Source organism: Nocardia violaceofusca NBRC 14427 (genome assembly GCF_963869435.1).
Lineage (GTDB): Bacteria > Actinomycetota > Actinomycetes > Mycobacteriales > Mycobacteriaceae > Nocardia > Nocardia aobensis.
Window position 1 is genome coordinate 15,905 of sequence record NZ_CAWMPM010000044.1, and the last position, 21,617, is coordinate 37,521.

Consider the following 21,617-nt stretch of genomic DNA (forward strand, 5'->3'; position numbering starts at 1 on the left):
AACCGCGAAGGCGCTCGATCGGTGGTGGGCCGGAGCTACCGGACGATGGTGTCCCAACCCGGCACGGATTCCGCGGTGCGCGGCGCCGGTCCGGTGTAGATCGCGGCGGGGCGTACCAGCTTGCCCAGCTGCTTCTGCTCGAGGATGTGCGCACACCAGCCCGCGGTGCGGCCACAGGTGAACATGGCCGGCATCATGTGCGCCGGCACCTCGGCGAAGTCCAGGATCACGGCCGCCCAGAACTCGACGTTGGTCTCGATGGCGCGATCGGGGCGACGTTCACGCAGTTCGGCGAGCGCGGCCTGCTCGAGCGCGGCGGCAACCTCGTAGCGCGGGGCGTCCAGCCGCTTCGCGGTGGCGCGCAGCACCCGGGCACGCGGGTCCTCGGCCCGGTAGACCCGGTGGCCGAAGCCCATCAGCTTCTCCTTGCGATCGAGGATGCCCTTCACCAGACCGCGTGCGTCGCCGGTCTTTTCGACCTCTTCGATCATCGGCAGCACGCGCGCGGGCGCACCGCCGTGCAGCGGACCGGACATGGCGCCGATCGCGCCGGAGAGGCTGGCGGCCACATCGGCGCCGGTCGAGGCGATCACGCGCGCGGTGAACGTGGAGGCGTTCATACCGTGTTCGGCGGCCGACACCCAGTAGGCGTCGATGGCCTCGACGTGGCGCGGATCCGGGTCACCCTTCCACCGCCGCATGAAGCGTTCGGTGATCGTGCTCGCCTCGTCGATGTCCTTCTGCGGCACGGCCGGCTGATAGATGCCGCGGGCGGACTGCGCGACATAGGACAGGGCCATCACCGACGCGCGCGCGAGGTTCTCGCGCGCGGTGGCGTCGTCGATGTCCAGCAGCGGCTGGTAGCCCCAGATCGGGGCGAGCATCGCCAGACCGGCCTGCACGTCGACGCGCACGTCGCCGGTGTGCACCGGCAGCGGGAACGGCTCGGCGGGGGGCAGTCCCTGCCCGAAGCGGCCGTCGACCAGCAGCGCCCAGACGTCACCGAAGGTGACGTGGTTACCGACCAGATCCTCGATGTCGACACCGCGGTAGCGCAGCGCGCCGCCGTCCTTGTCGGGCTCGGCGATATCGGTGGTGAACGCCACCACGCCTTCCAGACCACTGACGAAATCGGGGGGTACGGCCGGACCAGTAGGAGCCGCAGCGCTGGTAGTCATGTTGTGACTCTCCTTGCAAATCGGGCCGCACGATCTGTGGGCGGCCACGCGATGGTGCTTTCCCGGCTCGGCCGGGTGCGGCCGTATGCCACTCCGGCCGATCACCTGCAACCTTATCCCCCCAGTACTGGGGAGTAACGTTTGGACCATGCGCGAGGAGGAGAATTCACCGGGCTCAGCGGGGGGCGAATCGGGTCTTCCGACCGCGAATTCATCGACTTTGCCGGACCGCTTCGGGGCCGTACCCCGCGTCGATGTCGACATCGCCGCGATGCGGGCCGAATACGGCGGCGATCCGGACCTGACCGAGAGCTGGCCGGTCGACGGCTGGGAACCGTTGCTGCGCAACTGGATCGAGCTCGCCACCAACGCCGGTATCACCGAACCCAACGCCATGGTGCTGGCTACCGTCGAGCTCACCGACGCCGGACCGCGCCCCGCCTCACGCACGGTCCTGTGCAAGGGAGTGTCCGCGGAGGGTGTGACTTTCTACACGAATTACGACTCCGCGAAGGGTGATCAACTCCACGCGGTGCCGTATGCGTCGGCCACCTTCGCCTGGCCCAAGGTGGGCCGGCAGGTGACGCTACGAGGCCCGGTGGACCAGGTCTCCACGGAGGTCACCACGGCGTACTGGCGCTCACGCCCGCGCAATTCGCAACTCGGCGCGTGGGCCTCGCACCAATCGCGCACGGTGGCCTCGCGGGAGGATCTGGATCGGGCATTGGCCGACGTCACGGCCCGTTTCGACGGCGTGGAACAGATTCCGGTCCCGGCCAATTGGGGCGGCTACATCCTGCGTCCGGAGCAGATCGAGTTCTGGCAGGGCCGGCGCAGCCGGCTGCACAACCGCATCCGGATCACGCTTCCGGACGGACCGGCCGCGATCGGCTCCGCCCGCATCGAACGCCTGCAACCCTGACCCGGAATCCCCGCCGCGACGGGCGATATGCCCGAGTCGCGGATCGGCCGGCACCGGCTATATTCATGGGATGATTTCTCGAAGACACCGCGCCATGGTGAAAGCCCGGCCGTGGTGAAGGTGCTCGCCGATGTCGCACCGCTGCGCGACATCGATTTCCGGCGGCTGTGGGTCACCAATATCGTCACCGTCATCGGAGCCCAGCTCTCGGTGGTCGCGGTTCCACAGCAGATCTACCAAATCACCGGCAGCTCCGGATATGTCGGCCTGGCCGGGATCTTCGGCCTGGTGCCGCTGATCGTCTTCGGCCTGTGGGGCGGCGCGGTCGCCGACGTCATGGACCGGCGCACCCTGCTGCTGATCACCAGCACCGGCACCGGGCTGACCTCGGTGGCGTTCTGGCTGCAGGCCGCGGCCGGGGTGAACAACGTCTGGCTGGTGCTCGGACTCTTCGCGGTGCAGCAGGCGTTTTTCGCGATGAACCAGCCGACCCGCGCGGCCATCATTCCGCGCCTGCTGCCGGGTGATCTGCTCCCGGCCGCCAACTCGCTGAACATGACCGTGATGCAGTTCGGCGCCATCGCCGGGCCCGTTCTCGCGGGCGCGCTGATTCCGGTGACCGGACTGTCGATGTTGTATCTGCTCGACTCCATCGCCCTGCTGGCCACACTGTGGGCGGTGTGGCGGCTGCCCGCCGTCCCGCCGACCGGGGTGGCCCGCAAGGCCGGATTGAGCACGGTCGTCGAGGGTTTCAGCTATCTGGCCACCCAGCCCATCCTGCTGGCCTCCTTCGCCGTCGACATCATCGCGATGGTGTTCGGCATGCCGCGGGCACTGTTCCCGCAGATGGCGCACGACACCTTCGGCGATCCGGTGACCGGCGGTGTGGCATTGGGCCTGCTCTTCGCCGCGATGTCGGCGGGTGCGGTCGCCGGTGGCGTGTTCTCCGGATGGCTCGGACACGTGCGGCGCCAGGGCATGGCCGTGGTCGTGTGCATCGCGCTGTGGGGTGTGGCGATGATCGGCTTCGGACTCGCCGTCGGCGCCACCGGCCATCAGCTGAGCGTGGGGGTCGGACTGTGGATCGCCCTGGCCTGCTTGGCCTTCGGCGGTGCGGTCGACATGTTCTCCGCGGCGCTGCGGACCAGCATGTTGCAGGAGGTGGCGACCGACGAGATGCGCGGGCGGCTGCAGGGTGTGTTCACCGTGGTCGTCGCAGGTGGGCCCCGGATCGGTGATGTTGCCCACGGTTTCACCGCGGCGGCCATGGGTACTGCCGTCGCGGCGGCCGGTGGTGGGGTCCTGGTGGTGATCGGCGTGCTGATCGCCGCGGCCGTCTTCCCCGCCTTCGTCCGCTACCGCGTTCCCCGCGTCCACGCCGAGATTCCGGCCGATCAGCACTCGTGAGTACCGCGCGGGCCATTAGCACGAGCGGGCCCGCGAGCTCACATCGCACACATGTGACCGTGAGGTAGCAGATGACGACCCTCACGGATCGGCGCTACCGGTGAGCGGCTAGCGTTGAGGTAAGTGCGCCGGACGCCGACCGCGCCCGACGCCTACGGTTCTAGCCTGAGAGGGATCCTTCCGTGCCCGCTGAGAACATCAAAGTCGCGCAAACGCCTTCGGACGCCGACGGCGCAGGCGACGCCAAGCCGGTACTTTCCTACCCTGGCGGCGAATACGCCATGACTGTCGCCCAGGCCGTCGAAGGCAACGACGGAATCGATCTGGGCAAGCTGCTGGCCAGCACCGGGTACGTCACGTACGACCCGGGCTTCACCAACACCGCGCCCACCAAGTCGGCGATCACCTACATCGACGGTGAGGCCGGCATCCTGCGCTACCGCGGCTACCCGATCGAGCAGCTGGCCGCGAGCTCGAACTTCATCGAGGTCAGCTACCTGCTCATCTACGGCGAGCTGCCGACCCAGGCACAGCTGGAAGACTTCACCGACCGGATCCGCCGCCACACACTGCTGCACGAGGACCTCAAGCGCTTCTTCGACGGCTTCCCGCGCAACGCGCACCCGATGCCGGTGCTGTCCTCGGCGGTCAACGCGCTGTCGGCCTACTACCAGGACTCGCTGGACCCGCGCGACCCCGAGCAGGTCGAGCTGTCCACCATCCGCCTGCTGGCCAAGCTGCCCACCATCGCGGCCTACTCCTACAAGAAGTCGGTCGGCCAGCCGTTCCTCTACCCGGACAACTCGCTGAGCCTGGTGGAGAACTTCCTGCGCATGACCTTCGGCTTCCCGGCCGAACCCTACGAGGTCGACCCCGAGGTCGCCGCCGCGCTGGACATGCTGCTCATCCTGCACGCCGACCACGAGCAGAACTGCTCCACCTCGACCGTGCGCCTGGTCGGCTCCTCGGACGCCAACCTGTTCACCTCGGTATCCGGCGGCATCAACGCGCTGTGGGGCCCGCTGCACGGCGGCGCCAACCAGGCCGTGCTGGAGATGCTGGACGGCATCAAGGCGAACATCAACGGCGGCACCGTCGACGCCGCGGTCAAGGACTTCATCCGCAAGGTCAAGAACAAGGAAGACGGCGTGAAGCTCATGGGCTTCGGACACCGCGTCTACCGCAACTACGACCCGCGCGCGACGATCGTCAAGAAGACCGCCGACCAGATCCTCGGCAAGCTGGGCGTGCAGGACCCGCTGCTGGACATCGCCAAGGCGCTGGAAGAGGCCGCCCTGACCGACAGCTACTTCGTCGATCGCCGCCTGTACCCGAACGTCGACTTCTACACCGGCGTCATCTACCGGGCCATGGGCTTCCCGACCCGCATGTTCACCGTGCTGTTCGCGATGGGCCGGCTCCCCGGCTGGATCGCGCACTGGCGCGAAATGCACAGCGAGCCTTTGAAGATCGGCCGCCCGCGCCAGATCTACACCGGCTACGGTGCGCGCGACTACGGCGATATCGCCGGTCGCTGAATCACCTGACCCGAAGCCCGCCTTCCATTCGGAAGGCGGGCTTCGTGCATGTCGAGGGCGGTTGCCGCGCACGGCTTTTCGCTGGCCCGCATCGGTGGACGCTGCGCCGCAAGCGGATTCGCGCACGATTACAAGCGCACGTTAAGCGGCTCGCCGGCGCTGCCCGGCACCATTGTTCTCGCAGCCCGGAAATGACGCCGGGCGCCGGATCCGGGCCTGCCTCGGAGGGGACGGCAGGCCCGGATCTGTATTTTTGGCCTCCGCTTCGCTTCGGCGCCGTCTCGGAGATGTCTTTTGTCTCCATGCATGGCACCTCGTGAAAATCCTGGTGCGCCGGGTCGTGCCGGCGTGCGATGGTCGAGGTATGGCGATCGCATCGGAGGTCACGCTCAGGCCCGCTACCGAGGAGGACATTCCCGGTATCGGCTTGCTGTTGTCGAACGCTTTCGGCGCTTCGCCCCGCGAGGACCCGGTCGTCACCGCGCAGCGGTTGAAACTGTTCCCGATCGAACGTGCGCTCGTGGCCGTGGACGGCGACCGGATCGTCGGGCATACCCGGGACACCACGATGACGCTCACGGTGCCCGGTCCCCATCCCGTCGAGGTCTGCGGGGTGGCCGGTGTCGCGGTGGCGCCGACCCATCGCCGGCGCGGGATTCTGCGCGCGATGTACACCGAATTGCACGAGCGCATCGAGGCCGCGGGGCTGCCGCTGACCATCTTCACCGCCAGCCGGGCCACCATCTACGGACGGTTCGGATACGGGCCGTGTGTGGTGGAGAACCGCGTCACCATCGACCGGCGGTTCGCCGAGTTCCGGCCCACCGCGCCGGATCCCGGCGGCGTGACCCTGAGCTCGCTCGACGACGCGATCACCGTGGCTCCCGGCATCTACGACCGCTGGCGGCGACTGGTCCCTGGCGCCCAGGCCCGCCCGCATTCGGCGTGGCTGATCCAGTTGGTCGGCAGCGGGGGCCAGGCCGCCCTGTACGCCCTCACCCATCCCGACGGGTACGCGCTCTACCGCTACGACAACCCCGAGCCCCGCGAGCTCACCGCCGAGGTGGTGGAACTGCGCGCGGTCACCGTCGAGGCGCATGCCGCCCTGTGGCGTGCCCTGCTCGGTCTGGACCTGGTGGACACCGTCACCGCCACCATCGGTGACGACGACCCGCTGCCCCACCTGCTCACCGACTCCCGCCTGGTCCGCACCGTCAGCCGTCACGACGGGCTGTGGGCCCGGCCGATGGACGTCCCCGCCGCCCTGTCCGCGCGCGCCTACGAGACGGATCTGGATGTCGTTGTCGCCGTGGACGATCCGTTCCGGCACGCCGGGGGTACCTTCGCCCTGCGCGTGCGTGACGGGCGAGCCGAATGCGAACCCACCAGCCGCACCCCCGACCTCGAGCTCGGCATCGACGTGCTGGGCAGCCTCTACCTCGGCGCGTACTCCGCCCGCACCTTCGCCGGCGCGAACCGATTGTGGGCGAAGGACTCCCGGATCGTCGCGGATGTGGACCGCGCTTTCCGGGCCGAACGCGAACCGGTCCTCGGCTGGTTCTTCTGAGCTGTCGTCCACCACTGTCGTCCACCACTGTGGGCCGACACTCGACCGGCTCGATCCGGTGCGGCCGTCGCGACCTTCGACACCGCCCGATTCATCGACGGACGGAGCCGCCGGTCACGCATCGGTGGACCGCTCGCGCCGGTGCCGGGCAGCAGGGCACGCTCGAGGGGAAGTTCCGTCGTCTCTGGTGAGGAGGGCACCGCCCTGGCATGCTGGGGAGGTGACCCTCATCCGGTTCGTACTGAATGTGCTCTGGTTGATTTTCGCCGGGTTCTGGCTGGCGGTGGGCTATTTCCTGGCCGGAATCGTCTGCTGCATCCTGATCATCACCATCCCGTTCGGGATCGCGTCGTTCCGGATCGGCGCCTACGTGCTGTGGCCGTTCGGCCGGGAGGTGGTGGCCAAGCCCGGAGCGGGGGCTCCCTCGCTGATCGGCAACATCATCTGGGTGATCCTCGCGGGATTCTGGCTGGCGATCGGGCACCTGGTCACCAGCATTCCGCTGTTCGTCTCGATCATCGGGATTCCGTTCGGCTGGGCGAACCTGAAACTCATCCCGGTCTCGCTGATGCCGCTGGGACGTGAAATCGTCTCCAGCGACCACGCTTTCGTGGCCTGAGCGCCCGCATCCGGACGCCGGACGGGCCCTACTCCGAGTCGGCGACCAGCTGCTTCATGATCGAGACCGCGTCGTCGAGCACCCGCAGCTGATCGGGGGTCAGACCGGACAGCTGATCGAACATCCACGCCTCGCGGGCGTTGTTCTCGTCCTGGATCAGCGCCTTGCCGGCGTCCGACAGCGACACGATGACCTGACGGCCGTCGGTGGGATGCGGATCGCGCTTGACCAGCTGCAGTTCCGAGAGCGAGGCGATCACTCGCGTCATCGACGGAGGTTGCACCCGCTCCTTGGCGGCGAGCACACCGGGAGTCATCGCCCCGTCCCTGGCCAGGGTCGCCAGAGCCGACAGTTGAGTGAGCGAAATCTGCGCGTCGGCGCGCCGGCCGCGCAGATGGCGCGTCAGCCGCACGACCGCCAGGGACAGTTCACCGGCGAGCGCGCGGATATCGGAAGGCGTTGTCACAGAGGCAAACGATACGTGACACCACATATGTGGTTCGCCGTTCCCGCCGCTATCGTTGACTTCGTGACCCCCGAGGTGCCCGAGATCCCGCCGCGGCTGACCGATCCACGTCCCGTGCTGGCCGTCGGCTCGCTGGTGTGGCTGGTGGCCACGATCGTGGTCTGGTGCAACGACAGCTGGGCCGACGCGCGGCCGATCTGTCTGATGGGGCTCGGCGTGGGACTGCTCGGCTACAGCATTTTCGTGATTCAGCGCCGCGGCGCCCGCAGAGGTGACAAAGGCGCGCAGAAAGGGCTGTGACACCGGCCGGCACGCGCCACGCCCGAGCGCGCCGACTTTACAGTGTGCGAATTGACTCATCGCGTCCTGGCGGCTTAACTCGCTTCCGTGTCCTCCCGATTGAGCGTCGAAGAACGACGAGCCCACCTCATCGAGGCCGCCATCGGCCTCGCGGAGAAAAAGGGCGTCGCCGGGGTAACTACACGCGATGTCGCGCAGGCGGCCGGGGTATCGCTCGGTGTGGTGCATTACTGTTTCGAAAACAAAGATGCGCTGATGACCGAGCTGGTCAAAGCATTGTCGATGGAATTGCGCGATTCCGTCGAGACCAATGAAACGGTCTGGCAGGAAGTCGGAAGTGGAAAAGAATCCCTTCAAAATTTGGTGCGCGCCAGCCTGGAACTGCTCTGGCTGAACATCGAATCCACACCGCAACGACAACTGCTCACCTACGAAACCACCACCTACGCTTTGCGTGAAAGTGAGCAGACCCCAGCGAAACTCGCGATCGCGCGCGAACAGTATCTGTTCAACGACGCCACCGTCGCCGACGTCCTCGAGCACGGGCGCGTGGCCACCGGAACCGAATGGCGAATTCCGGTTCAGACGTTGAGCCGATTCACCCTGAATGTCATCGACGGAATCGTTTTGCGCTGGCTCGTCGACGACGACAGCGCGGCGGTGCGCACCCAGCTCGACGTGCTGGCGGAAATGATCACCACCTACGCGAAATAGCCGCGTCGCGTATCACGAACTCGGCTGCCGCTGCACGTGGGTGGTGTCGCCCGAACGCCACCACGGCACGGCCACCGTCGCCTCGTAGGCGCCGGTGAGCCGGACCTCCAGACGATCGTGCAGCACCAGCTCACCGGCCGGTGCCGGCAATCCGAACTGCAGTCGCAACAGCACGCCCAGCGGCTCGTCCGCCCAGGTCGTGCGTTTTCCGGCGCCGAGCACCTCGGCGTGGACGGCCTCCGAGGCGGCGGCCACGTCGAGCAGCGTCGCCAGCTCGCCCGCATGCTCGATATCGCCGGCCACCAGGCGATCCGGCGGCAACGCCAAGCCGAGCCATGGCCGGTCCAGGACCAGCGCCCGATCGGGATCGATCACCGCTCCCGACAAGGCACGCACCCGCTCCGGCACGCCGATCGCGTCGAGATCCAGCTGCGGCACGGCGGCGGCGAGTCGGCGGTGGGTCTGCGAAACCGCTTCCGGTGTGGGCCTTTTCGCCGGATCGGCCAGTGCCTCGAGCAGAGCCACGGCCAGGTCCGCGGTGATGTTCGCCGGGTCGGCGAGCACCGCGTCGAGCGCCGCCAGATCGGCCGTGGAGAAACCCGGCAGCTCGGGCAGCAGATCGATGAACACCGGATCCGCGCCGGCCCGATACACGCCGAGCGGGCGGCCGTCGACCCGTGCGTGCCGGCGCAACCACCACGCGGTGTAGCCGTCGCGGTCGGCGAGCAGGCCGCGGGTGGCCGGTTCGGACAACAGCAGCCGCAGCGCCTGCGGCCACGCGTCGTCGGCGACCAGATCCAGATCCCGCACCGCCGCGAACTCCGGCGGATCTTCCGGCAAACCCTGCCACCAGCGGTCCTCGTCGTCGAGGTCGTGGTCGGGGCCGGTGGGATCGGTTTCGGTGACGACGGTGAACCCCCAGCCGACGCCGATCGCACGCAACGCCGTGGCCGGATGGTGTTGCGCGACCTCCGGGTCGAGGGTGCCGAACGGGGAATCGCCGACCAGCACCCCGGCCAGCGGGGCCCCCGGGAGCAGCAGTTCGTCGGCGGGGCGCAATTCGCCGGTGCTGTCGGGCAATTCGAGCGCGCCGAGCCACGTCGGCAACGTGACGCCGGCCGGCAGGTGGGCGGCGAGACCGAGCACGGCCTCGCGCAGATCCTCGTCGTCGGGGCGGTAATCCAGTTCGGCGCGCAGCGCGGTGTCGGTCAGCAGATCCTCCACACCGGCCTGTTGTGCGCCGAGGCGGCCGAGCAGCTCGTGCGCGGCCTCCGGGTGGGCCAGCCGCGCCCACGGCACCGCCACGGCGTCCTCGAGCTGATCGTCGAGCACCACCGTGCGGGGGCCGGTGACCAGGCGGCCGTCGGAGAGCAGAACGGCCAGCGCCCCCAACTCCTCGGCGGCGAGCGGGTCGGTGACGAACGGTTCCAGCGCGTCGTAGAGCGAATACCACCATTGCGGCGGGCGCTGCACACTTCCGGTCAGTTCGGCGACGCGGGCCAGGCCGATGCGGTGGACGTCGAGCACGCCCAGCAGTTCGGCGGTGGCTCGGCCCGACAACTCCGGAACCACCAGCGGCCCCAGCAGAGTCGCCAGCAGATCGGCGAGTTCGGTGGTGACGCCCGGAAATACACTCGCACGCGACGGCGCCGCATCGGTCCGCACCGGGGCCGCCACGTCGTCTCCGGACGTACTCGCGGTGCCGCCGAAATCGGGCAGCGCGAACCCGGCATCGGCCGGGCCGTCGCTCGCACCGGCAGCCGGGGCCAGTACCGGCAACCACGGATTTTCGCGCAGTTGCTTCACCAATGCCTCACGCAACAGGCCGTCGGCCTCGCTGCGCGCGAAGCCGGGCGCCGGAACGAGGACCAGCCGATCCCCCGGCGGCAGGGCACGGGCGAAATCCGCATAGCCCTCGGCCAATTCGGCCACCCGGGCGCCGGGCATCAGTCGGCGCCGATCCGGTTGCAGGGCGATATCGGCGATCAGCAGGGCGGGCAGGGACAATTCCTCGTCGGTGCGGGTCGGTGCGCGCAGCACATCGGCGCACGCCGCCACGGCCCGGCCGTCACGCACCAGGAGCAGCCAGCGCGCCCGCTCGGTGGTGTACTGCCACCACCGGAAGTCCTCACCGGAGGGTGCGGTGATGCAGACCCGCTGCAGGCCGTTGCCGAGATCCTCGACCGCGCGCCAGGATTCGTCGTCCCCGATCCGGATCGTATGCAGGCCCGGCAGTTCCAGTAGCAGATCCACCGCCTCGGCCCGCATGGTCGCGAGCAGGTCCGCGGCGTCGACGTCCTCGCGCAGCCAGACCACGATCTCGCTGTCGAAACCGGGCTCCGGGGCGACCGCCACCGACCAGGCCAAGCGCAGCACCGGGACGGCGGGGCCGTCCGCGCCGACGGGGAGGTCGATGCCGTTGTCGCGCAGTTCGGTCAGAGTCTGTGCCCGGGAGAAGCGCAAAGATCCTGTGGTGGAACGAAATTCCACTTCGTCACCGGCGGAGAGCACCGCCGTGAACCCGACACCGAACCGGCCGACCGCCGTGCCCGTCTTGCCCGACGCGCGCAACGCCGTCAGTGCGTGCACGCCGGAAAGATCCAGCGGCGCACCCGTATTGGCGATATGCAGAGCCCGGCCCCGCAGCCACACGGAGACCCGGCCGGAGACCCCCGCCTTGACCGCGGCGTCGGCGGCGTTCTGCGCCAGCTCGGTGAGCAACCGATCGCGGTACCCGGCCCGGACCAGATCCGCCTCGGTGGCGGCGTCCTCGCGCAGGCGAGTCGGCGAATTCCGCCATGCGGTGAGTACTCCCGCACGCAAGTCCGCGGTGCCGAACGGATCCTGTGTCACCCTTACGGCTCCCCCGCTCGCGCTCGTCAGTTCTCCTCCGCCGCCCCGGATTCACCCGGCTGCACCCGCACCGCGGATACCGCCCAGGCATCGCTGTAGCGAACCGGTTCGACCCCGGCCGCGCGCTCGGCGGTGGAGTGATCCGCCTCGGCCGCGGCGGGCTCGGCAGCCGCAGGGGGCTCGTCGTCCGCATCGGCGGCTGCGGCACCCGCGGTGGCAGAGGGGGCTTCGACACGCGCCGCAGCTCCATCGGCATCGCCACCGGCTGCCGCGGCGCTCGGTTCCTGCGGCTCGACGACAGAAGCCGAAGGGTTCGAGGCGATTTCGGGCGAAGCAGCAGCCGAATCGGACGGCTCGCGCGCAGCTGTCGCGTCGGCTCCGCTGCCACCGGTCGCGGAGACGTCGTCCACGGTGGTCGACGGCGATTCGGCCTCGGCAGCACCTTCGCCGCCGGGTGCCACGGCCGCGGTCGACGCTGCGGCTGTGTTGTCGCCGGCGGGTGTGTCCTCCGCACTCGCTCCCTCGGTGGCGGCGGGAGACTGTTCCGCATCGGCGGATCCGTCCCGCGCGGTCAATTCCTCCGCCGGGACGACCTCGATCGCCGCATCGTCGTAGGCCTCGTAGAGCGGGGAGCCGGCTCCGGTGGGCATTTCGGTGTCGGAGTGGGCGCCGCAGCCGTATTCGACGTGGACCACCCGGCCGTCGGCGCCCATCGCGTTGGCGCAGACGCCGAAGGCGGCGCGCAGGGCGCCGGCGAGAGGCACGAAGAAGCCGCAGACTCCGCACGTGCCGGGGGCCGAACGCGCCATCTCGGTGTCGGGACCGAATTCGGAGTACCAGCGCTCGGCGGCCTCCACGCGGCCCTCGCGGCTGAGGACCTGGCGGCGGCCGAGACCGATCTCCTCACAGACCTCGTCGACCACCGGGTCGCCGGTCTCCAGATATCCGGGCACCAGGCGCGGATCGTCGACGCGCGGGGCGAGCAGATCGCCAGGGGCCAGATCGCCGGGGCGGATGCGCTGATCCCACGGCACGAAGTCCGGCGCCACCAGCGCGTCGGGCCCGGGCAGCAGGGCGGACTCGCTGACCGTCGCGTACTCGGCATCGGGCGCGGCCGCGACCACGACCTCCCACTGCCAGCCGCGGTACCCCGGCAGGGTCGCGGCGAAGTGATGGGTGGCCGCACACTCGTTCTCGCCGGTGACGCCCAGATGTTCGCCCACACCCGTGGGCTGCAACTCCAGGAGCGCACGGCGAGCCAGGTCGACCGCCTCCGCCAGGATCGGTCGCACGCCGGACTCCGAAACAGACACTGCGCTCACGCCCTACATTTTGCCGTATGAAATGCCAACGCCGTGCGGCGGCCGCAGCAGTGCTGATCGCGGCGGCCACAATGCTGTCCGCCACGGCCTGTGAGCGCGACGACAACACCCCGCGCCTGCGGGTCGAGGTGGTCGCCACCCGGCCGCACGACCGGGCCGCATTCACCGAGGGACTCGAGGTCGACGGCCCGGTTCTCTACGAGAGCACCGGGATGGAAGGCGACTCCGGAGTGCGGGCCACCGATCTCGCCACCGGCGCGCCGATCGCCGCCGCCACACTCTCCGGCGACTACTTCGGCGAAGGCGTCACCCGCGCCGGGGACACCGTCTGGCAACTCACCTGGAAGGACGAGACCGCCTTCGCCCGCGATCCGCGCACACTCGCCGAACGCCGCCGTGTCCACTACGACGGCGAAGGCTGGGGCCTGTGCACCCGGGGCGACCGCGTGGTGATGAGCAACGGCAGCGACACCCTCACCTTCCGCGACCCCGCCACCTTCGCGACGACCGGAACGATCCGGCTCACCAGCCATCACGACGCCCGGCTCAACGAACTCGATTGCGCCGCAGACGGTTCGATCTACGCCAACGTGTGGCCGACCGATCAGATCCTGCACATCGATCCCGTCAGCGGCGCGGTACTGGCCGAGATCGAGGCCGGCGGCCTGCTGCGCCCCACCGAGCGCACGGGAGCCGACGTCCTCAACGGCATCGCCCAGATCCCCGGCACCGACCGCTTCCTGATCACCGGAAAGTACTGGCCCACCATGTTCGAGGTCCGATTCGTCCCGATGTGAGCGCGACGGTCGCCCCGACGGCGGCCGACACGCATCGGATCACAGCCCGGCCGATGTCCACGCGTCGGCCGAGTGCGAGAGAATCGAATCGTGACTGCCTCCCGCGAACCCTCCGGCACCGAACCCGGTCCGTGGGACGGCGAGGAGTATCCCGCTACCCGGCGGCATCCCGGCTACGACCGGTACCCGCCGCCGAACGCCCCGTCGTCCGCACCACTGCCTCCGCTCCCGCGCCGCAACGGTGAACCGGACGTGCCCGAATTCGTGACCCGGCGGATGGCGTCGGGCGAACCGCCGCGAGCGCTCCCTCCGCGCGGCTCGCACGGCGACGACCGTGCCGGCGAGTCGTCCGAGGCGCCGAGCTCCCAGACCTCGAACGCGGCCGATCGGCCCCGGCCCAAGGACGCGAAAATCGCCGAACGCCAACGCGTCCCTCGCAAGATGACGGTGACGCGGGTGATGGCGATGCGCACCAGGCACCTCACCGAGAAGGGTTTCCACACCTTCCAGCGCGCGGCGCGGGCCGACGGCGCGGGCGAATCCGGGCTCACCGCACTCGTTTACGCGACGATGGCCAACTTCGCCCTCGACGCCGCGATCGCGGTGGCGCTGGCCAATACGCTGTTCTTCGCCAGTGCCACCGCCGAATCCAAGACCAAGGTGGCGCTGTATCTGCTGATCACCATCGCGCCGTTCGCGGTGATCGCGCCGCTGATCGGCCCGCTGCTGGACCGGCTGCAACGCGGGCGCAGACTCGCGCTGTCGGCCTCGTTCGCGATCCGGGTGGTCTTCGCGATCCTGCTGATCTTCAATTTCGACAGCTGGGCGCTGTACCCGCTGGCGCTGTGCATGATGATCTCGAGCAAATCGTTCGCGGTCCTCAAGAGCGCGGTGACGCCACGGGTGCTGCCGCCCGGGATCGATCTGGTCCGCACCAATTCCCGGCTCACCGTATTCGGCCTGGTCGGCGGGACGCTCGGTGCGGGCGCGGTGGCCGGAGCGGTCGCCGCGGTGGCCGGGTCCGTCGGCGCCCTGGTGTTCGCGGCGCTGATCGCGGCGGCCGGGGCCTATCTGAGCCTGCGCATTCCGTCCTGGGTCGAGGTCACCGAGGGCGAGGTGCCGGCGACCCTCGGCTACCACAGCCGCGACGGCGGCACCGAAGTGCTGGACCGCGGCGAGAAATCGACGGTGAAACCGAGCCGGCGCCGGCAGCCGCTGGGCCGGTCGGTGGTCACCGGACTGTGGGGCAACAGCGCGATCCGGGTGCTGACCGGCTTTCTCACCTTCTACGTGGCCTTCGTCGCGAAATCGACCGAACACCGCCCGGTGCAGCAGGCCGCGATGCTCGGACTGGTCGGCGCGGCCGCGGCGATCGGCAACTTCGCCGGCAACGCGACCGGCGCCCGGCTGAAACTGGGCCGGCCGTCGCTGATCGTGGTGGAGTGCACCGCGGCGTGCACCGCCGTCGCCGTCGTCGCGATGCTGCTCGACAATCTGATCGGCGCAGCGGTCGCCGCGCTGGTGGCGGCCTGTGCCAGCGCACTGGCCAAGGTCTCGCTGGACGCCTCGATCCAGGACGATCTGCCGCCGGAATCGATCGCCTCCGGATTCGGGCGCTCGGAAACGGTGCTGCAGTTGTCCTGGGTGGTCGGCGGCGCCGGCGGCGTACTGCTGCCGACCGTGTACTGGGAGGGTTTCGCGGTGGTCACGGCGGTCCTGGCGCTCGGTTTGGCGCAAACCTTCGTGAGCTACCGTGGGCATTCGCTGCTCCCCGGATTGGGCGGTAACCGTCCGCAGCACGTCAAACAGGAAGTCCCCCTAGCGACAGGAAAACAGCCACAGTGACCAAGCCCAGCACCCGCACGATCCTCGCGCTGGCCCTGGCGGCAGTTCTGGTCGTCGCCGCGGCCGTCGCCGGCATCGTGGCGGTGGCGGTGCACAACGCGCACGAGGCCGATCCCACGGTCACCGCCTACGCGCACGGCAGAACCGTCACGGTTCCGCCCTATCTGTACTGCACGATCGGCGAACCGGATCCGCACGGCCGCGTCTCGCCCGACTGCAAGCGCACCGAGATCACCGCGGAACTGAATCCGCCGCTGGGCTACCCGGTGCAGCTGTCGCTACCCCGGCACATCGCCGACGCGCCCTGGGTCATGGTGCTGGAGTACCAGCAGATCGACAATCCGGGTAAGACCGTGCAGCACCTGGCGTCGTACCGGGACTACCCGCAGGGCACCCTGGCCGTGACGGTGGACAGCCATCCCGAACCGAACCTGCGCCTGATCGGCGTCGAGGTGCAGCTGCTGCTGCTCGTGCGCGACGAGGCCGGCAACGAGGCCTTCTCGCCGTATCAGGCGTGGTCGATCAAGGCCGCGTGAGCGCGGCCCGCTCGCGAATGCGGTGCTCGCGAACTCAGTGATCGAGTTCGCGGGCCACCCCGCGCACCACTTCGGCGATGCGCTGCGCGGTCTTGCGATCGGGGTACTTGCCCTTGCGGAGCTCCGGCTGCACCGTCGCCTCCAGCAGGGTGATCATGTCCTCGATCATGCCGTGCAGGTCGTCGGGCGCCTTGCGCGGATGGGCCGGAGCTTCCTTGCGGACGCGGTCGTTGCGGCCCTGCGCGTTGCGCACCGAGGGCAGCGGGTCCAGCAGCTTCAGGCTCAGCGCCTGCGGGCCGCGGCGACCGGCGGCCATCCCGAACTCCACGCGCTGGCCGGGCTTGAGCGCGTCGACACCCTTGGGCAAGGCGGACGACCGAACATAGACGTCCTCGCCCTCATCCTGGGAAAGGAAGCCGAAGCCCTTGTCGACGTCGTACCACTTCACCTTGCCGGTCGGCACTGCGCTCACCCGTTCGTCATCGTTGTCCGGTCCGTCCGAATCCCGCGGGACGGCGAACGACCCCGGACACGGACGTAGGTCCCGGCAGAACGCCGGAACCTATCTCTGTGCGAAAAGAACGCGCCCCACACAGCTATGCAGGACGCGATTGGTTCGAGTCTACCCCGGTGGGGATAGGGCAAGCACATCCGTTTTACCGTGCACCCATGCCGGACTCCTCCTCGCCCCGCGCACCCCGGGGCTACAGTGACGTGCTGTTGCGGGTGGCCGTGGGCCTGTTCGCGATCGGCCTGCTCGCGATCGTCGCCATTTTCCTCACGCCGATCCTGACCGACGGGGACCCGCCGCTGTGGCTGTATCTGGTGGCGATGGCGGCGACTCCGCTCGGCCTGCTGCTCGCGATCGCGTTCGCGCTCTGGTCGGGCCGACGCGCTCGTTGACCGTATCCCCAACACGCCGGGCAATTACACGTGTGACCTTCGTCACATAACGGCGCGGTAACGCCACGGTCACAACCCGCACTCGGAGGTGACACGCCGCACTCACCTGCACAGACGCGGATTCGGAAGGTCTTGCGGCACAGCACGACCGGTCATACACGCCGGTTACCAAATAGTGATTTTTCCGCCGGATCGTCGTACCGTCTATCGCAGCCGGGACATCCCGGCACCACCGGCCCGCCGCACCGAGCCTCGCCCCGCGGGTACGGACCCCGACGGAAGCAGGGGCGAGGGCGGGGAACCCACGTTCCCACAGAGGTTTTCGGAGCTCAACCGGGTTTCGAAGCCTCCGCAGGGAAGCGGGAACGGCCGGCAACGACCGCTCCCTTGGGGTGAAGTCCCGGCGAGCCGGGACCGGACGGCCTCTCAGTCCGAACCCGACAGCTCACCTCGCAGGCGCGTACGAGAGGAAGACGACCCGACATGAGTGGACGCCATCGTAAGCAGACCAACACCGGTCGCACCGTCGCCAAGGTCGCTGTTTCCACCGCGATCATGGGTGGCGCGGGTGTGGCTCTCGCTGGACACGCCGCCGCGGCTCCCGATTCGGAGTGGGACCGCCTCGCACAGTGTGAATCCGGTGGTAACTGGGGCATCAACACCGGCAACGGCTACCAGGGCGGTTTGCAGTTCTCGCAGTCGACGTGGGCCGCTCACGGCGGCACGCAGTACGCTCCGTCGGCCAACCAGGCCAGCCGCGACCAGCAGATCGCGGTCGCCGAGAAGGTGCTCGCGACCCAGGGTTGGGGCGCGTGGCCTTCCTGCTCCTCCAGCCTCGGCCTGCACGGCAGCGCGACTCAGCGCGATCTGCCCGCCTCTCCCGCCCAGACTCCGCGCTGGCAGCCGGTTGCCCCCGAGAGCGAGGCCTCGACCCAGGCCCCGGCCGACGGCAACCAGCAGGTGTTCTCCGCCGTCGACAAGGCCGTCACCGTCGCACAGGCGCAGGGCGTGCAGCTGCCGCAGCCGGCGCTCGACGCGTACAACGCCTTCAAAGCCAGTGGCGCCAAGCTGGATCCGTCGATCGTGAACTTCTACGAGGCGAACAAGGGCCTGCTGCCCAACTAGACCACTCACATAGTTTCCCCCTGCAGAGAAGGCCCGCATCTCGCGATGCGGGCCTTCTCTGCGTACCCGGGCGGCGAACTCCACGTTCCCGATGCGACCCCGGATACGAAGAAGGCCCGCACTCCTACCGGAACGCGGGCCTTCTTCGTGTTCGCGTCAGCGGTTGACCACCGTGTGCGGATGCACGTAGGGCAGGGTGTCAGCCGGCACCGGAAACTCGGTGTCCTCACCGTAGGGCGACAGGCCACCGGAACGGGTCGACGACAATTCGGTGACCGCATGGTCACCGTGGTCCACCTGGGGCCAGCCGTTGTCGACGTAGGGTTTCTTCGATTTGTTCACCACGGCCTCATTCTGGCATGTTCGCTCGCCGTAGTCTGGATTGGATGACCACGACCGATGCCCGAGCCTCCGACGACGGCGCCGGGACGCATTCCGGGGCCGACGCCGGACCCGCCGAGCTCGGCACACTCACCGACTGGCTGAGCTCCCGCAGCGACGACGATCTCGTCCGGCTGCTGGGTTTGCGCCCCGATCTCGCCGTGCCGTTGCCCGGTTCGATGACCGTGCTGGCCGCTCGCGCGGAACAGCGGGCGTCGGTACTGCGCGCCGCCGACGATCTGAACACACTCGAGTTCGCCGTGATCGAAACCCTCGCCGCGCACAACGCATTCGGCAGCGGCCGCCAGGAGCGACCGCTGCCCCGCGGACGCCTGCACGAACTGCTCGCCGATCGGGTATCCGCCGCGGCCGTCGACACCGCGCTCGCGCGCCTGATCGAGCGCGCGCTGGTGTGGGGCACCGACGATCTGTTCGTCGTGGCCGCCGCGCCCGAGGCGCTGCCGTGGCAGATGGGCGCCACCACGGAACTCCCCGACGCACTGACCGAACCCGAGATCGAGGCGGCGCTGCGCGAGATCGGCGGCGCGGAACGCGCGCTGCTCGACAAACTGGCGACCACCGGCCCCCGCGGCCGCACCCGAGACGCCGCGCCCGGCACCGATCCGGAGCGGCCCATCCAACGGCTGCTGGCCCGCCGGCTCCTGATCTGGATCGACGACGAGACGGTCGAACTCCCGTCTGCCGTCGGCCAGGTGCTGCGGCGCGAGCCGGTCACCGATCCCCATGTACTCGAACCCCCGCAGCCGCAGACTCGCGAGCACTCCGCCGCCGATGTCAACGCCGCGGCCGCCGGTGAGGTCGGCGAGTTGCTGCGCCACGCCGGCGACATCCTCGAGGTTCTCTCCCAGTTGCCGGCGCCGGTGCTGCGCGCGGGCGGCCTGGGGGTGCGGGAACTGCGGCGCATCGCCAAACAGACCGGACTCGACGAGGCCCGGGTAGGGCTGCTCGTGGAGGTGCTGGCGGCGGCCCGGTTGCTGGACAAGGGAATTCCCGAACCTCCCCCGGACAACGACGCCGGTGAGGACTACTGGGCGCCCACCATCGCCTCGGACGGCTGGCTGGAGGCCCCGGCGGCGCGCCGATGGGCGGTGCTCGCCCACGCCTGGCTGGAGCTGGACCGATTCCCCTGGATGATCGGCCTGCGCGATGTGAACGACAAACCGCTGGCCGCCCTCTCGGCGGAGCTGCGCACCGCACACGCCGTCCCCGATCGACGTGCGATTCTGGCGGTGACCGCGGAGTTTCCCCCGGGTACGGCGATCACGGCCGCCGATGTGGCGCGCGTGCTGAGCTGGCGAATGCCGCGGCGGCGCAGACATTTCCGCATCGAGGCGGTCGAGCGCACGCTGTCGGAGGCGGCGGCGCTGGGCGTCGTCGGCCGCGGCGCGCTGACCTCCGCGGGCCGGGCGCTGCTGCACGGTACCGTCGCCGACGCCGAGGCCGAAATGGACGCGGCACTGCCGGAACCGGTCGATCACGTACTCGTCCAAGCCGATCTGACCGTGGTCGCCCCGGGACCGCTCGTACCGGAACTGCGTGAGCGCATCGCCCTGGTCGCCGATATCGAATCCGCGGGCGCGGCCACCGTCTACCGCATCGGCGAAGGATCGGTGCGGCGCGCGCTCGACGCCGGCATGACCGCCGCCGAACTGCATCAGCTGTTCACCGCCCATTCGCGCACCCCGGTCCCGCAATCGCTGACGTACCTGATCGACGATGTGGCACGCCGGCACGGGCGCTTGCGTGCCGGGATGGCGCAATCGTTCGTGCGCAGTGAGGATCCGGCGCTGCTGGCCGAGGTGCTGGCCGCTCCCGTGGCAGCGCAGCTGGCGCTGCGGGCCGTCGCGCCGACGGTGGCGATTTCGCAGGCGCCGCTGGGCGAGGTGCTGGAGCGGCTGCGTGCGGCTGGTTTCAGCCCGGCCGGCGAGGATTCGTCGGGGGCGATCGTGGATCTGCGCCCGCGCGGGGCGCGGCTGTCCACCCGGCCGAACGAACGCCACGCCTGGCGCCCCACTCCGCCCAGTGCCGAACAGCTGCGGCTGCTGGTGGGCGAACTACGCGCCGGGGAGAAGGCCGCCCGCAGCCGGTCCGGGCAGCGCGTCCGCAGCGACGGCACCCGCACGAGTACCGCGGCCACGCTGGCGCTGCTGCAACTGGCGGCGCGGGTGCGCCGCCCGGTGCACATCGGCTACGTGGACGCCCAGGGCGTGGCCACCCAGCGCATCGTGGAACCGGTGCGGGTGGCCGGCGGTCAGCTGGATGCGACCGATCCGGACACCGGCGCGATCCGGCACTTCACTTTGCACCGGATCGCGTCGGTGGCCCTGGTCGAGTCGTGACCCGCGGCTGAAAGCGGGCGCGCCTCCGACCGCGGGCTCAGCTCTTGGGGTTGGCCAGACAGAACGTGGTCTTGGGCTCCGAGAGCGTCAGGAAGGTCGAATTCGCGTCGCACAGGAATTCGTCGTTCTGACCGTCGACCCGCTTCACGACCTTGACCGTCGCCTCCGCCGAGTCGCATTCGGCATAGGAGTATCCGGTCGTCTTGTCCTCGTGATAGCAGTTGCCCTGTTTGAGATTGGGCGCCAGGCACAGGAACGCGGTGGTACCGCCGTTGAAGGTCTCCTCGTACGAGGAGTATTCGGTCCCGCAGTCCTGCTTCTTGTCGGAGGTCGATTTCACCGTGTAGACGGCCTTGGCCGAGGAGCAATCCACCGGCTCGGTCCTGGAATCTGCGGGCGATCCCTCCAGCACATTGATGCAGTCACCGACCTTCGCGCGGGCGGTATCGGATTTTGCCGCATCGGAAAACATCGAACAGCCGGTCACAGTCAGGGCGGCGACCGCCATGAGCGCCAGCACGAGACCCTTGATCGGTCTCGGTCCTGCGAACTTCACCTACGAAAACCTTTCTCGCCGAGCCGCTCACCTATGGCGAACGTGGTGGGGAGGATACCCGCCCGCCCTGCCGGGCGGGTCCTGCCTCACATGTGCAGCGAGTGCAGGCCGTACAAACCCATCAGCGAATAGTTCACGATGCTGGGCAGCAGGTGGTTGAGTAGCAGAAGCCCGAAGGAATTCACGATCCGATACACCTTTCGACAATCCGCGGGTGCAGCCGCACAC

At 69.2% G+C, this 21,617-nt stretch carries 20 protein-coding genes and 1 riboswitch; of the genes, 13 read left to right on the forward strand and 7 right to left on the reverse strand.

The features are described 5' to 3' along the window. Window positions 1-35: 35 nt before the first annotated feature. Window positions 36-1,178 (reverse strand): citrate synthase 2, encoded by a 1,143-nt coding sequence (locus AC5592_RS31220; RefSeq protein WP_036497980.1) that lies wholly within the window; start codon window positions 1,176-1,178, stop codon window positions 36-38. Between the two features lie 148 nt (window positions 1,179-1,326). On the opposite strand from AC5592_RS31220, the gene pdxH reads away from it, so the two are divergent. The 5 genes from pdxH to AC5592_RS31245 all read left to right on the forward strand — a co-directional run bounded on the left by pdxH (window position 1,327) and on the right by AC5592_RS31245 (window position 7,231). Next, complete coding sequence (pdxH, locus tag AC5592_RS31225; protein ID WP_084507457.1) at window positions 1,327-2,100, forward strand: pyridoxamine 5'-phosphate oxidase; 774 nt, start codon at window positions 1,327-1,329, stop codon at window positions 2,098-2,100. Between the two features lie 114 nt (window positions 2,101-2,214). After that, on the forward strand, window positions 2,215-3,507 hold the full coding sequence (locus AC5592_RS31230; protein ID WP_232329637.1) for an MFS transporter: 1,293 nt from the start codon (window positions 2,215-2,217) through the stop codon (window positions 3,505-3,507). A 182-nt stretch (window positions 3,508-3,689) separates the two neighbouring features. Next, complete coding sequence (locus AC5592_RS31235; RefSeq protein WP_084507460.1) at window positions 3,690-5,045, forward strand: citrate synthase; 1,356 nt, start codon at window positions 3,690-3,692, stop codon at window positions 5,043-5,045. Window positions 5,046-5,409: 364 nt separating this feature from the next. Continuing rightward, window positions 5,410-6,612 (forward strand): GNAT family N-acetyltransferase, encoded by a 1,203-nt coding sequence (locus tag AC5592_RS31240; RefSeq protein ID WP_036497967.1) that lies wholly within the window; start codon window positions 5,410-5,412, stop codon window positions 6,610-6,612. Between the two features lie 229 nt (window positions 6,613-6,841). Continuing rightward, window positions 6,842-7,231: a YccF domain-containing protein gene (locus tag AC5592_RS31245; protein WP_198163982.1), complete on the forward strand. Its 390-nt coding sequence runs from the start codon at window positions 6,842-6,844 to the stop codon at window positions 7,229-7,231. Window positions 7,232-7,259: 28 nt separating this feature from the next. Here AC5592_RS31245 and AC5592_RS31250 read toward each other — a convergent pair whose 3' ends face one another. Further along, entirely contained in the window at window positions 7,260-7,724 is a 465-nt protein-coding gene (locus tag AC5592_RS31250) for a MarR family winged helix-turn-helix transcriptional regulator (protein ID WP_051024228.1), read from the reverse strand. A gap of 36 nt (window positions 7,725-7,760) precedes the next feature. Between AC5592_RS31250 and AC5592_RS31255 the strand changes: the two genes are divergently transcribed. Both AC5592_RS31255 and AC5592_RS31260 read left to right on the forward strand, forming a co-directional pair. Beyond that, window positions 7,761-7,997, forward strand: coding sequence for a DUF2530 domain-containing protein (locus AC5592_RS31255; protein ID WP_036497965.1), 237 nt, complete (start codon window positions 7,761-7,763; stop codon window positions 7,995-7,997). Window positions 7,998-8,084: 87 nt separating this feature from the next. Next, window positions 8,085-8,711, forward strand: coding sequence for a TetR/AcrR family transcriptional regulator (locus tag AC5592_RS31260; protein ID WP_036497939.1), 627 nt, complete (start codon window positions 8,085-8,087; stop codon window positions 8,709-8,711). A gap of 12 nt (window positions 8,712-8,723) precedes the next feature. Here the strand turns inward: AC5592_RS31260 and AC5592_RS31265 are convergent, their stop codons facing one another. Together AC5592_RS31265 and AC5592_RS31270 are read right to left on the reverse strand one after the other, a co-directional pair. Continuing rightward, window positions 8,724-11,564, reverse strand: a complete 2,841-nt coding sequence (locus AC5592_RS31265) for a sacsin N-terminal ATP-binding-like domain-containing protein (RefSeq protein ID WP_232329634.1) — start codon at window positions 11,562-11,564, stop codon at window positions 8,724-8,726. Window positions 11,565-11,590: 26 nt separating this feature from the next. After that, window positions 11,591-12,886 (reverse strand): DUF3027 domain-containing protein, encoded by a 1,296-nt coding sequence (locus tag AC5592_RS31270; RefSeq protein ID WP_371507555.1) that lies wholly within the window; start codon window positions 12,884-12,886, stop codon window positions 11,591-11,593. 17 nt (window positions 12,887-12,903) lie between these two features. Here AC5592_RS31270 and AC5592_RS31275 point away from each other — a divergent pair, with 17 nt between their 5' ends. The 3 genes from AC5592_RS31275 (at window position 12,904) to AC5592_RS31285 (ending at window position 16,064) form a co-directional block, all read left to right on the forward strand. Beyond that, window positions 12,904-13,683, forward strand: coding sequence for a glutaminyl-peptide cyclotransferase (locus AC5592_RS31275; RefSeq protein WP_036497935.1), 780 nt, complete (start codon window positions 12,904-12,906; stop codon window positions 13,681-13,683). Window positions 13,684-13,773: 90 nt separating this feature from the next. Then, window positions 13,774-15,528, forward strand: coding sequence for an MFS transporter (locus tag AC5592_RS31280; protein WP_051024223.1), 1,755 nt, complete (start codon window positions 13,774-13,776; stop codon window positions 15,526-15,528). Then, window positions 15,525-16,064, forward strand: a complete 540-nt coding sequence (locus AC5592_RS31285) for a DUF2771 domain-containing protein (protein WP_036497932.1) — start codon at window positions 15,525-15,527, stop codon at window positions 16,062-16,064. Before AC5592_RS31280 ends, AC5592_RS31285 begins: the two co-directional genes overlap by 4 nt. A 34-nt stretch (window positions 16,065-16,098) precedes the next feature. Here AC5592_RS31285 and AC5592_RS31290 read toward each other — a convergent pair whose 3' ends face one another. After that, window positions 16,099-16,527 carry a cold-shock protein gene (locus tag AC5592_RS31290; RefSeq protein WP_174372251.1) on the reverse strand — a complete coding sequence of 143 codons (429 nt, stop codon included), beginning with the start codon at window positions 16,525-16,527 and terminating at the stop codon, window positions 16,099-16,101. A 206-nt stretch (window positions 16,528-16,733) separates the two neighbouring features. Here AC5592_RS31290 and AC5592_RS31295 point away from each other — a divergent pair, with 206 nt between their 5' ends. Beyond that, window positions 16,734-16,967: a hypothetical protein gene (locus AC5592_RS31295; protein ID WP_063066260.1), complete on the forward strand. Its 234-nt coding sequence runs from the start codon at window positions 16,734-16,736 to the stop codon at window positions 16,965-16,967. A gap of 316 nt (window positions 16,968-17,283) precedes the next feature. Continuing rightward, a riboswitch (cyclic di-AMP (ydaO/yuaA leader) is annotated at window positions 17,284-17,441 on the forward strand. Between the two features lie 9 nt (window positions 17,442-17,450). Continuing rightward, a complete protein-coding gene (locus AC5592_RS31300; RefSeq protein WP_036497926.1) occupies window positions 17,451-18,092 on the forward strand; it encodes a resuscitation-promoting factor Rpf1 domain-containing protein in 642 nt (213 codons plus the stop codon). 156 nt (window positions 18,093-18,248) lie between these two features. Here the strand turns inward: AC5592_RS31300 and AC5592_RS31305 are convergent, their stop codons facing one another. Next, complete coding sequence (locus tag AC5592_RS31305) at window positions 18,249-18,437, reverse strand: hypothetical protein (RefSeq protein ID WP_030513263.1); 189 nt, start codon at window positions 18,435-18,437, stop codon at window positions 18,249-18,251. A 41-nt stretch (window positions 18,438-18,478) separates the two neighbouring features. On the opposite strand from AC5592_RS31305, the gene AC5592_RS31310 reads away from it, so the two are divergent. Continuing rightward, complete coding sequence (locus AC5592_RS31310; protein WP_063066275.1) at window positions 18,479-20,833, forward strand: helicase-associated domain-containing protein; 2,355 nt, start codon at window positions 18,479-18,481, stop codon at window positions 20,831-20,833. 37 nt (window positions 20,834-20,870) lie between these two features. Here the strand turns inward: AC5592_RS31310 and AC5592_RS31315 are convergent, their stop codons facing one another. Next, window positions 20,871-21,389 carry an LppU/SCO3897 family protein gene (locus AC5592_RS31315; protein WP_036497921.1) on the reverse strand — a complete coding sequence of 173 codons (519 nt, stop codon included), beginning with the start codon at window positions 21,387-21,389 and terminating at the stop codon, window positions 20,871-20,873. Window positions 21,390-21,617: the final 228 nt, after the last annotated feature.